Raw genomic sequence first — 13,485 nt, forward strand, 5'->3', positions numbered from 1 at the left:
GCTGCGCGCGATGGTGTATTACCCGATGAGCAACGGACGCTCGATCCCCGAGTTTTTTGCGCCTGGTCGCGGCGCTGCAGACCTCGGACAAACATGGCGTTGCCACACCCGAGGGCTGGCAACCCGGCGACAAGGTCATCGTGCCGCCGCCGCAGACCCAGCAAGCTGCCGACGCACGCGGCAGCGAGGGCTATGAATGCAGTGATTGGTACTTCTGCAAGAAGTCGCTGTAAATCCAGCCGCAAGTTGCAACACGCACACCCGGTGCAAGCCGGGTTTTTTTGAACTGTGCCTGCGCCCACGTGAGATGCGTCGCTTAGCGTCGCCGTAACAGGCGGACCGGCTGTCCTGCAGGAACGACCGCGTCTTGCTCGTGCTGCTTCCGCGCACAGCCCCCACAACTCGAGCAACTGCTGCCACAACTCACCGCGGCCGGTTGCGCGGGCGGTGTCAGCAAATCGTGTGCCCAGCCTTGCACACGACGCGATGGCGCGCGCAAGCACGCGTCCCAGCACCTGGCGCATGGTTCGCTGCGGCAACCAGCGGCGCAGCAACACCGCCGATGCCGCGCCAACCAGCAAACCCACGAAGATGTTTTGCAGCAACGCGCTCATGTCAGCCAACGCGTCAATTGATAAGTGGCAAACGCTGCCGCATACGCCAACGCAAACAGGTAACCGGTCGCCCAGCCCACGATGCGCCACGAGTTGGTTTCGCGGCGGATCATTGCCAGCGTGGCGATGCACTGCGGCGCAAACACATACCAAGCCAGCAATGCGAACGCCGTGGCCAACGACCATTGCGCGGCGATCGCCGTGGCCAGAGCACTTTCACCGCTACCGCCACCGACGGCATATACCGTTGCCAGCGCGCCGACGGCGACTTCGCGCGCCGCCATGCCGGGAATCAGTGCCACCACGATCTCCCAGCTGAAGCCCAGTGGCGCGAAGATTGGTTGCAGCCAGTGCCCGATTTGCCCGGCAAAACTGTAGTCGATGGCGGGCAGCGTGGCACCCACCGGCGGTACCGGATAGCTGGCCAGAAACCACAGCACGATAGTCAGTGCCAGGATGTTGCCACCGACGCGCTTGATGAAAATGCGTGCGCGCTCCCACAGGCCCAGTACCAGATTGCGCAGGCGCGGCATTCGATACGCCGGCAATTCCATCAGCAGATGCGCAGCGGCGGCCTTGCCACCAAAACGCTTGAGCACGAATGCCACCAGTAGCGCCGACACAATCCCTGCTGCGTAGAGCATGAACAGCACCAGACCTTGCAAGTTGAACATGCGCCACACGGTGCGCTGCGGCACGAAGGCCGCGATCAGCAGCGCGTAGATCGGCAAACGTGCCGAGCACGTCATCAGCGGCGCCACCATGATCGTGGCCATGCGCTCACGCGGATTTTCGATGCTGCGCGTGGCCATGATGCCGGGTACGGCGCAGGCGAAGCTCGACAGCAGCGGGATGAAGGCACGTCCGCTGAGCCCGGCACCGCGCATCAGACGATCCAGCAGGAACGCTGCGCGCGGGAGGTAGCCCGATTCCTCGAGCACCAGAATGAACAAAAACAGGATCAGGATCTGCGGCAGGAACACCAGCACACTGCCGGCCCCGGCAATGATGCCGTCGCCGAGCAGCGACGTCAGCGCACCGGGCGGCATCACCGCACGTACCCAAGCGCCCAACGCGTTCACGCTCCACTCGATGGTGTCCATCAGCGGGGCCGCCCAGGCGAACACGGCCTGAAACATCAGCAGCAGCATGCCGGCAAGGATCAGCAGGCCAGCCACGGGATGCAGCAGCACGCGGTCGAGCCGCTCTTCCAGCAGACTCATACTTGCGGGCATCTCGACAGCATCGTGCAGCAGGCGCCGCGCCTCGACGTGCAATTCAGCGGGTGCCGGAGGCGGCGATAACGGCAATGGACCGTCCAGTGCGGCCACCAGCGCGCGGCGCCGGTGCGTCGCACGGCGACGGTCGGTACCACGGGCATGCCCCAATTCGCGTTCCAGCCGTGCGCTGTCGATCCGGATTCCACGCCGCTGCGCGGCATCCATCTGATTCAAGGCCAGCAGCATGGGGCGACCCCAGTGCACGCAGCTCCAGGGCAAAGCGCAGATGCAGGCGCAGGTGGTGGCATCCGCCACACAGATGATCAGGTCCGGAGGCGCGATTTCAGCGCGCGTTCCAAGGCAGATCTCGCGCGTAATGACTTCATCGGGTGAGGTTGCCTCCAGGCTGTAGGCGCCAGGCAAGTCCAAAACCTCGACACGCGACCCGACGGCGAAACGTAGCTGCCTTCCTTGCGCTCGACAGTGACGCCGCGTAATTGGCTACCTTCTGTCGACTGCCGGTCAACAGGTTGAACAGCGCGGTCTTGCCGCAATTGGATTGCCCACCAGGGCAATGCGCAGCGTGTTCACGGCGATACCTGATCCGCGCAGCGCAAAACCATGACCTGCTCGGCTTCGCAACGGCGCAATGCGAATCGCGTGTGCCCGACCCGCACCAGCAGGGGCTCGCGGCCGATGGGTCCGTGGGCAAGCATGCGCACCGACTCACCCGGTACGAAGCCCAGTGCCGCCAAGCGCGCAAGCAATGCAGCGTCATCCGCATCGTGACGCAAACCCTGCACCTCGGCGCGTGCACCGCGCGGCAGCGTCGCCAGTGCCTGCGGCAACTGGCATGGCTGCACATGGATAGGCGCAATCGCGGGCATGACATCATTTGCGGATAGGAATTATTTGCATCTTATACCAGAACATCCACACGATCCGCCAAATTGCTTGCACACCGGCTGCAACCGGACACCGGGAACGAGACAGTTGCCGGCCGTGGCAGCGCCCGGGCACCGCACGTATCCACGCCGCACATGGCCAAAATGAAAAAGGCGGCCCGGAGGCCGCCCCATCAGCTGCATTCGCCGGCGCGTTACTTGAGACTGTCGTCGAGAATGCGCGGCGTGACAAAGATCAACAATTCATCCTTGGAATTGTTGCGGCTAGTCTGTCGGAACAGCGCGCCAAGCCCCGGGATATCACCCAGCAGCGGCACCTTGGTGACCGTGTTGCTCTTGGTTACGTCGGTGATGCCACCGAGCACCACGGTCTGGCCGTTGTCGAGCAGCACACCCGTTTGTATCTGGCGTGTGTCGATCTCCGGAACTTGACCGCCACCCGGGTTGTTGATGAATCCCGCCAGATCGTCCTTCTTCACATCCAGTTCGAGGTAGATACGGCCATCCGCGGTGATGGTCGGCGTGACCTGCAACTGCAGCACGATGTTCTTGAACTGCACTGTCGCGGTACCCGCGCCTGCACCTACCGCCCCTCCCGGTGCATTCTGGTAGGTGACGTAGCCAACCTCCTGGCCCTGCTTGATGGTCGCCATCTGCTGGTTGGCGGTGATCACGCGCGGGCTGGAGATGGTTTCGCTCTTGCCCTCGGTCTGGGCTGCCTGCAGTTCAAGGTTGAGCAGGTAGTTGGAACCCAGGATGGCCAAGCCGAAACTGCCTGCGGGACTGGTGATCGGCAAGTTGACGTTGAGCCCGCCCGGAAAGGTGATGGCCGGCGGCAAAGTGGGCTGCGGCGCGGTGCCCCCCGTCTGGGTCGCATATTGCTGATTGAGGTTGTTCTGCGCGGTCACCGCATTCTGCGCCGCGATGCTGTTGATCAGACTGGAGTTGTCGCTGGTGGAATCACTCGTGGATATGAGTTGCCCGCTCGGGTTGGTCATGAACCCGCTGGCACCGAACTGCGCGCCGAGTTCGCGCGTGAAGCTGTTACTGGCGATGACGATGCGCGATTCGATCAGCACCTGCTTGACCGGGCGATCCAGCACCGCGACCAGCGCACGGATCTCGCGGATCTTTTGCGGAATGTCACTGACGATCAGCGTGTTGGTGCGATTGTCGAAGGTGACACTGCCGCGCGAGGAAAGAAAACCGCGGTTGGCGTTGGCACTGGCGCCGCCGCTTGCCGTGTTCTGCAAGCTCTTCTGCGTCAGCAACTGCGCGATGGTCGAGGCCTTGCCATAGCTGATCGGAATGTAATCGGTGACCAGAGGTGCGGCTTCCTCGGCCTGCATGCGTGTTTCCGCCTTGGCGCGCTCATAGGACGCCAACTCGGTCTGCGGTGCCACCCAGATCACGTTGCCGTCGCGCTGCATGCCGAGGCTCTTGGCACGCATGATCACGGCCAGCGCCTGATCCCACGGCACATTGACCAAGCGCAACGTGACGCTGCCGCCGACGCTGTCGGAGGCCACGATATTGAGATTGGAGACGTCAGCGATCAACTGCAGCGCTGAACGCGTGGGGATGTCCTGGAAATTGAACGTCACGCGGGCGCCGGTGTACTTGGGCTCGGCGCCGGTAACATTGCCGATCACGCCGGCAGCTTTCTGTGCCTGCTTGGGCGCGATCTCGACCACGTACTCGTCGCCGCTCTGGTAAGCCGAGGGCTCGAACGCCCCGCGCGCAGCGATTTCCATGCGCGCACCATTGGCCACCGGGCGCGTGGTGACGCTGGTGACGGGCGTGGCGAAATCGTTCACATCAAGCCGCTGCGCCAACTTGGATGGCAACGTGGCGTTGGCGAAATCGACGACCATGTGATCGCCCGAGCGATGCATGTCGACGTTGGCACCGGCGCCACTGAATCGGATGATGACCTGACCAGCACCATCCTTGTTGCGCTGGAAATCGATATTGGCGATGGCCAGCGAATGGGTGTTCGGAAGTACCTTGCTCGGATTGCCCACGGCGCTGGAGGCCAACGCACCGCCATTGCCGCTGCCGATCGCGAGGATCAGCTTGTCACCGTCAACGCGCGTGGTGTAGCCGGCGTGCTGAAACAGATCGACGACGATGCGCGTGCGCCCGCCAGCGGCCACCGCGGTGACGCTGGAGGTGGCCCCGCTGCCGACATCAAGCCGACGCTTGGCCAGCTCAAGCGCGGTGCCGTCCAGGTCCACTGCAATGCGCGGCGGATTGTCGGTGGTGAATATCCTCGGTTGCGGTGGCGCCCCGTCGAATTGCAAGGTGATATCCACCTTGCCTCCGGGCAGAGCCTGATAGCTCATGTCCTTGAGGGTGCCAGCCTGCGCCCCCATGGGCAGCGCAGCGAGCAGCAGCACGGCCAACAGAGCGGCCATGCGGGCGCGCCAAGTGTGTGCGTTCTTGCGAATGGCTTGCGTCGTCATGTACATCACCCCCACAGGGTCCTCATTGCTCGCTCATCGCGATTTCGGCCTTGCGCTCCATCCAGCCGCCATTGCCGTTCGGTACCAATTCGGTCAGATCGACTTGATCGGGCGTGACCTTGGTGATCCGTCCGTCGCTCTGGCCCATGTAATTGCCGATCACGACGCGATGGATCACGCCGGTCGGGTCCTTGATCAATGCCTGCGCATCAGGCCCGGCGCCGATAGTGCCGACCATCTTCAGCGAATCCAGCGGGAACATTTCCAGCGGCTGCTTGGGACGGTTGGCATCCGGACGCGGGCCATTGCTGTTGTAGCCGCCAGTCTCCAGAGGGCTGGGGCTGAACGGATCACGCATGTTCTGATCGTTGTAGGTAAAACTTTCAAAGGTCTTGATGACTGGCAGCGGCGGCAGTGGCGGGCCGCTCTTGGCCTTTTCCTGCGCGACCCACGCGTGCAGATCAGACGTGCCGCGCGTGCAACCAGCCAGTGCAATCAGCGCCACGCAGACCACCAGCAGTCGAAAAGGCAGCTTGCGCATGTCACTTGCCTCCCTTGCTGACTTCGACGTGATCCTTGCTGCTGCTCTCGTCTTCCTCAAGGTAACGGTAGGTGCGCACCGTGCCTTCGAGCTGCAGCAAATCGCTGGGGCCTTTGCTGCCGGCCGCGGCCGGCAATGGCTTCAGCGACACATTGTGCATGGTCAGGATCACCACGCGCGGCAGCGACGCCACACCGCTGATGAAAGTACCGAACTGATTGTAGGTGCCGATCATCTTCAGCTTGATGGGCTTTTCGGCATAGAACTCTTTCACGGATTCTGGCTCAGGCTGGAATAGATCGGTCTGCAGCCCTGCCGAAAGCGCGGTTTGCGAGATATCCACCAGCAATTCGGGCATTTCCGTCTTGCTGGGCAACTGGCGCAGCATCTGGCGCAGCATGTCCTGCATCTCGGAGAGTTGCTTCTTCAGTGCATCGAGGTTGACAGCGCGCGCCTGTTCCTTGATGAACTGCTGCTTGAGCTGGTCTTCCTGGCTGGCCAGCGATGTCAGATTGTCCTGCTGGTTGCTGATGTGGAACCACCAGCCGAAAAACAGGATCACGACCAGCACCAGCACGGTGAACGTGGTCTTGACCGTGTTCGGCCACGCGCCGATGTTGTTGCGGTCGAGACTGCGGAAATCGTCGAGGAAACTCACGGCTGCGCTCCCGGCTTGATGCTACCAGCGTGGCTTGCGGCTGCCGCGGGCGGGGCAGATATCGCCGCATGCGCAGGCGACCTGGCCATGCCCGCACCGGCCGGAGCCCCCGGCACGACCGGGATTGGCAGCGATGCCAAGCTGCTCGTGGCTGCGGCGGCACCAGCGTTTTTCGGCATGCCAAGCTTGACCGTGAGTCCGAAATCGTAAGGCATGCGCGAATCGCCAGCCTTCTTCTCGGTCTTCTGCAAGTCGGCCGCGCCCAACCATGGCGAAGCCTCGAGGTTGCGCATGTAATCGGCCACTGCCGCGTTGGACTGCGCGACGCCTTCGAGCGTCAGCTGTTCGCCTTTTTGCGCCATTGAGGTCAGCCGCACCGACGGCGGCGTACGCTTCACCAGTTCGTCGAACAGATGCACCATCTGCGAGCGGTTGGCCTGCAGATCCTCGATGATTTTGGCTCGTCAGCGGAATCCGTGGGTGATTCCTGCGCTATCCGGCTGATGCCACCTCGCTCAAGAACCGGTACAGCTTTCTGCAGGTGCCGTCGAACGCATGTTGCTGGGCTTCGGTGATGCTGGGGTAGATCAGTGGGCCACCTTCGTCGTCAATGTAGTGGAGTAGCACGGCTGTTGGCGTCTTCATGCGCAGGCGCGGTTCGTCATGCAAGCGGCGCACGAGTTCGCCGCCGAGCATCCAGAGATGATCGCGGTGACGTGCCAAGGTCTTTCGACTGAGGTCGGTTGCCAGCAGATGCTGCAGGAATGGCGTGAGCGCTTCCAGCACGTTGCGACCGAAGTCGATGTCGCCATCGTCAAAGCACCAGCGGTGCGGCCACTCGGAGAGATCGGGGCAGAGCTCGGCCAACATTTGATCGTCGGGTTGGTATGAAATAGCGGGTTTGCCGCCACCTGCCAGATTCGACCTCCCCATGTTGATCACCCGCTTGCTGAATGCCTGTCACCACCATCCTGGTTTCGTGTATCAGGGTGCGCGCCTGCTCGAGGCCGAGAACACCATCGAGGTTGACGTGCGTCCTCGCCGCGGTTCGCGTCCGATCTGCTCGGGATGCGGAAAGCGCGGCAGCGGCTACGATACGCTGTCGGTGCGCCGCTTCGAGTTCATTCCGGTCTGGGGCTTCGCGGTGATTTTATTGTATGCCATGCGTCGAGTCGCCTGCCGTGGATGCGGCGTCAAGGTCGAACAGGTGCCCTGGGCGATTGGCAAGCACACGCTCTGCAAGGCGTACATGTTGTTCCTCGCGCAGTGGGCGCGCCGACTGTCCTGGCGAGAAACGGCGGTAGCGTTCCGCACCAGCTGGGAAAAGGTGTTTCACGCCGTGGCATGGGTGGTCGAGTGGGGGCTGGCGCATCGCGAGTGGGGGCCGCTGCGTGCCATCGGCGTCGACGAAATCCAGTACGGCCGCGGCCACGCGTATCTGACGCTGGTCTACCAGATCGATGCCGGCTTCACGCGGCTGCTTTGGGTCGGCAAGGAGCGCACCACGGCCAGCTTCCAGCGCTTCTTTGACCTGATCGGCAAAGATCTCGCGGCGCGGATCGCCTTCGTCTGCTCGGACATGTGGAAGCCCTACCTGAAGCTGATCGAGCAGAACTGCCCGAACGCACTGAACATTCTCGACCGTTTCCACGTCGTGGCGACGATCAACAAGGCGATCGACGAAGTGCGTGCCAACGAAGCCCGCCGGATGCACCAGGACGGCTATGAGCCTGTCCTGAAGAAGACCCGGTGGTGCGTGCTGAAGCGTCCGGGCAATCTGACGGGAAAACAGCGCGGCCGCCTGCGGGAACTGCTGAAGTACAACCTGAAGACGGTTCGCGCCTACCTGCTGAAGGAGGACTTCCAGAAGTTCTGGGAGTACGTGTCACCCACCTGGGCCGGCAGATTCCTCGATGAGTGGTGCACGCAGGTGATGCGCTCACAGATCGAGCCGATGAAGAAAGTCGCCGGCACGCTACGCCGACACCACGAGCTGCTGTTGAACTATTTCCGCGCCCGCAAGCAGTTCTCCAGCGGCGTCGTCGAGGGGCTCAACAACAAGTGCAAAGTCACCATGAGAAAAGCCTACGGATTTCGGACCTTCAGGGCGACAGAAATCGCGCTCTATCATGTGCTTGGCAAGCTACCTGAGCCGAAGCTCGCCCACAGGTTTTGCTGACGAGGCATGATTTTCTTGCGTGCCAGCAGGCGATCACGCACCNTGTCCAGATTCTTGATCTGCTCGTTCTCGGCCTTGAGCTGCGTGATCTGACCTTGCAGGTAGGCGTTGCGATCGGTCTGGTTGTCGATGCGCATGCCCATCCACATCGACCAGCCAATCACCAGCACCAGGGCAACCGCTGCCGCCGCGCCAAGCTGCATGAAAAATTCGCGCTCGCGCTGCTTGCGCCGCTCCGCGCGCCAGGGAAGTAGGTTGATGCGCGCCATCAGTCGAAACTCCTCAGCGCGAGTCCGCAGGCGATCATCAGCGCGGGGGCATCCTGCGCCAATGCTTGCGGCGAGACCTTGGGCGCCAGCGCCATGCTGGCCAACGGGTTGGCCACGCAACAGGGCACGCCAAGCTGCTCCTCGATCATTTCGCTGAGCCCGGCGATCGCTGCGCTACCGCCAGCCAGNNCCACTTGGTCGACCTTGCTGTGCTCKCTGCTGGCGTAGAAAAACTGCAGCAAGCGGCTGACTTGTTGGATCACCGCTTCCTTGAAAGGCTCCAGCACTTCAATCTCGTAGGACTCGGGCAGACCACCCTGACGTTTGGCCAGGCCGGCTTCCTCGTATGACAAACCATAACGTCGCATGATTTCGTCAGTGAGCTGCTTGCCACCGAACACCTGCTCGCGCGAATAGATCGAACGCTGACGGCGCAGCACGATGAGCGTGGTCATGGTGGCGCCAATGTCCACCAGCGCGATCACGCTGTCGCGACTGACCGAAAGCTGGTCGGCGATCAGACCGAAGGCGTTCTCCATGGCGAAAGCCTCGACATCGATCACCTTGGCGCTAAGCCCGCCCATGTCCAGCGCGGCCACGCGCATGTCAACGTTTTCGGTGCGCGATGCGGCCAGCAGCACCTGCACCATCTCGGGGTTGTCCTTGACTGCGCCAAGCACCTCGAAATCGAGGCTGACTTCCTCGATCGGATAAGGAATGTACTGATTGGCTTCAGCCTGAACCTGGCTTTCCAAATCGTCCTCGCCCAGCTCGGCAGGCATGGTGATGGTACGTGTGATCACCGCCGAACCAGCGACTGCAGCGGATGCGTGCCTGATCTTGCTGCCCGAACGCGCCACCGCACGACGGATGGCTTCACCCACCGCCTCGACTTCAACGATGTTCTTTTCCACCACCGCGTTGGGCGGCAACGGTTCGACGGCGTAATGCTCGACGCGATAACGGGTGCCAGCCTGGCTCAGCTGGAGCACCTTGACGGCGGTCGAACTGACATCCACGCCAATCAGAGGCGCCGACTTCGGAGTAAACAGGCCCACCGGAATTCCCCTTCCCACGCGCCCTTACGAGCGAAATGTGCGCTAATACCTTAGATCAAGTCTTAACTCTTTGGCAACGCCCCCTGAACTGCATAGCTGAGAGCCACTTCACAATTCTTTGCAGAGTCAGCTCCGCGCGCCCCAAATCCAATGCGTCCGCGCCTACGCATTGGCGAGCAACATACACGACCGCGCACGCAGCGTCTCGTTGCAGTGCCAAAGCCTTCAGCAAAGCCCNCTATACTGCGCGGCTTCACAGAGCCCGCCCTTCGGCGGTCGCCGATCCCGTCCGATGCGCCTGCTGCTGCGACTGTTGAAATGGTTCGTGATCCTGGGTTTTGCCGGTGCTCTGGCCGGCGTCGCCGCACTGGGTATCGCCTACTGGATATTGGCGCCACGCCTGCCATCCGTCTCATCGCTCAAGGATGTGCAGATGCAGGTGCCGCTGACGGTGCTTTCCGCGGACGGAAAACTGATCGCCAGCTTCGGCGAGACGCGACGCATCCCGGTCACCTTCGCGCAAATTCCGGTGCAGTTGCGTGATGCCTTCCTCGCTGCCGAGGACGCGGATTTCTATCACCACCCCGGCGTCGACTTCGTCGGCACCGCGCGCGCGGCGTTCGAGGTGCTGATCCACGGCGGACACAAGGTGCAGGGCGGCAGCACGATCACTCAACAGGTCGCACGCAATTTCTTCCTCAGCCCGGAGAAAAGTTACACGCGCAAGATCATGGAGTGGTTTCTGGCATTCCGCATCGAGAATGAGCTGAGCAAGAACGACATCCTGCAGCTGTATCTCAACAAGATCTTTCTCGGCCATCGCGCGTATGGCGTGGCGGCAGCGGCGCAGTACTACTACGGCAAAACCCTCGATCAGCTGACATTGCCCGAGTGCGCCATGCTGGGCGGCTTGCCGCAGGCGCCTTCGGCGGCCAATCCGGTGACCGATCTCAAACGCGCGATGGTGCGCCGCAATTACGTGCTCAGGCGCATGTACGACGTGGGTTTCATCAAGCGCGATCAGTACGAAAAGGCGCTGGCCACGCCGGACGACGCCTTCCCTCACGAGCCGCCGATCCAGGTCGAAGCACCCTACGTGGCCGAAATGGCGCGCCTGCTGGCCGTGCAGAAGCTGGGCAACAAGGCATTGACCGATGGTTACGTGGTCTACACCACGATCAATGGGAAGCTGCAAGATGCCGCCAACGCCGCGGTCCGCAGCGAAATGCTGTCCTACAGCCGCCGCCATGGCTGGTTTGGACCGGAAGCCCATGTCACCCTGCCGCCCACGCCAGACCCGACGCTGTGGTCGAAGGATCTGGGGGCGCTGTATCCAGTGGCCGGGCTGCAGCCTGGCCTGGTCACCGACAGCAGCGCCAAACTCGCCCACGTCTACCTGCAGAACGGGCAGACCGTGGTGCTCGACCTGAAAGCCGTGGTCTGGGCGCGGCGCTATATCAACGAAAACCGCACCGGGCCTGTGCCCAGCGCCGTGGATCAGGTGCTCAAGCCCGGCGACATCGTGCGCGTGGCCATGGACGACCAGGGTCACTGGCAATTGGCAGAGATTCCCAAAGCACAGGCCGCGCTGGTCTCGCTGCGTCCCGACGACGGCGCCATCGTCGCCCTCGTCGGCGGCTTGAGCTACACGCTCAGTCAGTTCAACCGCGTCACGCAAATGGCGCGCCAACCTGGCTCCAGCTTCAAGCCGTTCGTTTATTCAGCAGCGTTTCAGCGCGGTTTCACGCCTGCTTCGGTGGTCAACGATGCGCCTCTGATCTTCGCCGACACGCATACACCGGGCGGCGAATGGATACCCGCCAACGACACCAACACCTTCCGGGGGCCGACTCGGCTGCGCGTGGCTTTGGCGCAATCAAAAAACCTGGTCACCCTGCGTCTGATCGATGCGATCGGCGTCAACTACGCGCGCCAGTATGTGACGCGCTTCGGCTTTTCGCTGGATCAGATTCCCGACAACCTGACGATGGCGCTGGGCACCGCCTCGGTCTCGCCTTTGCAGATGGCGCGCGGTTACGCGGCGTTCGCCAACGGCGGCTTCCTGATTGATCCCTACTTCATCCAGCGCATCGACAACCGGGATGGCCATGCCGTATTCGTGGCGGACCCGCTGCGCGCCTGCCGCGATTGCGCGCAGCGCCTGCTGGCCGACACGGCGCCGACGCCCGCGCCATCACCGCCCGCACCCGCCGTGCCCGCCACACCAGCACCGGGAAGCAGCAGCGGCCTGCCGCCGATGCCGGGCGACATGACAGTGCTGGTGCCAGCGCCGGTCAACGGCGCGCCANCCCCCCCGCGTCTGGCGCCACGCATCATCGGAGCACGCAATGCCTACCTGATCGCATCGATCATGCAATCAGTGATCCGCAGCGGCACCGGTCAGTTTGCGCTGTCGCTGCACCGTACCGACCTCTCCGGCAAGACCGGTTCGACCAACGACTATCGCGACGCGTGGTTCGGCGGCTTCAATTCGAAACTGGTGACCACAGCCTGGGCCGGCTTCGACAATTTCAGCTCGCTCGGTCATGCCGATGGCCATCCCGAGTTTGGCGCATATGTGGCGCTCCCGATCTGGATCCGCTACATGAAAGTCGCGCTGGCCGGCACACCGGAGGCTCCTGAGCCGATGCCGCCGGGCATTGTCACCGTGTTGATCAACCGCGATACCGGCCTGCCCGCACTACCCAGCAACCCGCTGGCGATGCCCGAGGTGATGCGCATCGAGGACTACGAGCGCCTCAAGCAGCAGGCGCCGCTAGACAGCAAGCACGATCAGGCCAAGTCGTACGACGTATTCTGATCCGCCGCGTGTATGCCGACCCGGCGCTGGCATGCCAGCGCATGAATTGCGATGATCCGCGCAGCCCACTGCAGGAGCGGTCGATGCCTCGTCTTCATGGCCACCACGCTGCACGCCGCGCCCAAGGCAATCGACAGCAACTGCGCCGGCGCATCGCGCTGGAGGCCGCGCGATTGATCAGCGAACACGGGCTGCGCGATTACCACCGTGCGAAACTGCGCGCCGCCGAACGCCTCGGCATCCGCGACGACCAGGCGCTGCCACACAACGACGAGATCGAGTCGGCTTTGCGCGAGCATCAACGCCTGTTTTTTGGCAACAGTCAAATCGAGGCCCTGCAGGCGCGACGTCTGGCGGCGCGCGAGGCGATGCGGTTTCTGCAACGTTTCGAGCCGCGTCTGGTTGGCGCGGTGCTGGAGGGTACCGCTGACCAGCACTCCGCCGTCTGCCTGCACCTGTTCAGCGATACGCCTGGCGAGGTCGAGCAGTTCCTCTCCGAGCACGGTATTCGCTACGAGTTACGCGAACGCAGGCTGCGTATGGATCGCGAGCGCAACCTGACGATCGAGGTGCTGCAGTTCATTGCTGATGACATCGCGTTCGATCTCAGCGTGCTGCCGCGTGACGGCCTGCGTCAGGCACCCTTGGATCGTGTCCGTCCGCGTGCCATGCAGCGCGCCTCGCTGGGCGCACTGGAAGCGTTGCTGCGTGCCCACCCTGCAGCGCCAATGTGATCGGGGCCATGCAGAACCCAC

The 13,485-nt window shown here is 62.8% G+C and carries 13 protein-coding genes and 1 pseudogene; 4 read left to right on the forward strand and 10 right to left on the reverse strand.

The annotated features are described in order from the left end of the window. Positions 1 to 56 precede the first annotated feature (56 nt). A complete protein-coding gene (locus tag Mschef_RS00005) occupies positions 57 to 233 on the forward strand; it encodes a thioredoxin domain-containing protein (protein ID WP_197686696.1) in 177 nt (58 codons plus the stop codon). Between the two features lie 377 nt (positions 234 to 610). Here the strand turns inward: Mschef_RS00005 and feoB are convergent, their stop codons facing one another. The 9 genes and pseudogenes from feoB to Mschef_RS00040 form a co-directional block, all read right to left on the reverse strand. Next, positions 611 to 1,849: a ferrous iron transport protein B gene (gene feoB, locus Mschef_RS00010; RefSeq protein ID WP_425486738.1), complete on the reverse strand. Its 1,239-nt coding sequence runs from the start codon at positions 1,847 to 1,849 to the stop codon at positions 611 to 613. Between the two features lie 159 nt (positions 1,850 to 2,008). Beyond that, positions 2,009 to 2,269: pseudogene (locus Mschef_RS18345) on the reverse strand (FeoB small GTPase domain-containing protein); the annotation flags it as partial. Then, positions 2,217 to 2,438, reverse strand: coding sequence for a FeoB small GTPase domain-containing protein (locus tag Mschef_RS18225; RefSeq protein WP_277921466.1), 222 nt, complete (start codon positions 2,436 to 2,438; stop codon positions 2,217 to 2,219). The gene Mschef_RS18225 and the pseudogene Mschef_RS18345, both read right to left, overlap by 53 nt. Further along, entirely contained in the window at positions 2,422 to 2,721 is a 300-nt protein-coding gene (locus Mschef_RS18230; RefSeq protein ID WP_081125831.1) for a FeoA family protein, read from the reverse strand. Before Mschef_RS18230 ends, Mschef_RS18225 begins: the two co-directional genes overlap by 17 nt. A 212-nt stretch (positions 2,722 to 2,933) precedes the next feature. Next, a complete protein-coding gene (locus Mschef_RS00020) occupies positions 2,934 to 5,156 on the reverse strand; it encodes a type IV pilus secretin PilQ (protein ID WP_081126720.1) in 2,223 nt (740 codons plus the stop codon). 70 nt (positions 5,157 to 5,226) lie between these two features. Continuing rightward, a complete protein-coding gene (locus tag Mschef_RS00025) occupies positions 5,227 to 5,745 on the reverse strand; it encodes a pilus assembly protein PilP (protein WP_081125832.1) in 519 nt (172 codons plus the stop codon). 1 nt (position 5,746) lies between these two features. After that, complete coding sequence (locus tag Mschef_RS00030) at positions 5,747 to 6,403, reverse strand: type IV pilus inner membrane component PilO (RefSeq protein ID WP_081125833.1); 657 nt, start codon at positions 6,401 to 6,403, stop codon at positions 5,747 to 5,749. Beyond that, on the reverse strand, positions 6,400 to 6,825 hold the full coding sequence (locus tag Mschef_RS00035; RefSeq protein WP_081125834.1) for a PilN domain-containing protein: 426 nt from the start codon (positions 6,823 to 6,825) through the stop codon (positions 6,400 to 6,402). Before Mschef_RS00035 ends, Mschef_RS00030 begins: the two co-directional genes overlap by 4 nt. A 70-nt stretch (positions 6,826 to 6,895) precedes the next feature. Then, the gene (locus Mschef_RS00040) at positions 6,896 to 7,345 is read right to left on the reverse strand and encodes a hypothetical protein (RefSeq protein ID WP_197686697.1); all 450 of its coding nucleotides are present in this window, start codon (positions 7,343 to 7,345) and stop codon (positions 6,896 to 6,898) included. On the opposite strand from Mschef_RS00040, the gene Mschef_RS00045 reads away from it, so the two are divergent. Beyond that, on the forward strand, positions 7,335 to 8,582 hold the full coding sequence (locus Mschef_RS00045) for an ISL3 family transposase (protein ID WP_081125836.1): 1,248 nt from the start codon (positions 7,335 to 7,337) through the stop codon (positions 8,580 to 8,582). The genes Mschef_RS00040 and Mschef_RS00045 overlap by 11 nt on opposite strands. A gap of 268 nt (positions 8,583 to 8,850) precedes the next feature. Here Mschef_RS00045 and Mschef_RS00055 read toward each other — a convergent pair whose 3' ends face one another. Next, positions 8,851 to 9,909: a pilus assembly protein PilM gene (locus tag Mschef_RS00055; RefSeq protein WP_081125838.1), complete on the reverse strand. Its 1,059-nt coding sequence runs from the start codon at positions 9,907 to 9,909 to the stop codon at positions 8,851 to 8,853. Positions 9,910 to 10,342: 433 nt separating this feature from the next. On the opposite strand from Mschef_RS00055, the gene Mschef_RS00060 reads away from it, so the two are divergent. After that, positions 10,343 to 12,730: a penicillin-binding protein 1A gene (locus Mschef_RS00060; protein WP_425486739.1), complete on the forward strand. Its 2,388-nt coding sequence runs from the start codon at positions 10,343 to 10,345 to the stop codon at positions 12,728 to 12,730. 83 nt (positions 12,731 to 12,813) lie between these two features. After that, positions 12,814 to 13,464: a hypothetical protein gene (locus Mschef_RS00065; protein ID WP_081126721.1), complete on the forward strand. Its 651-nt coding sequence runs from the start codon at positions 12,814 to 12,816 to the stop codon at positions 13,462 to 13,464. Positions 13,465 to 13,485: the final 21 nt, after the last annotated feature.

The organism is Metallibacterium scheffleri (assembly GCF_002077135.1).
GTDB lineage: Bacteria > Pseudomonadota > Gammaproteobacteria > Xanthomonadales > Rhodanobacteraceae > Metallibacterium > Metallibacterium scheffleri.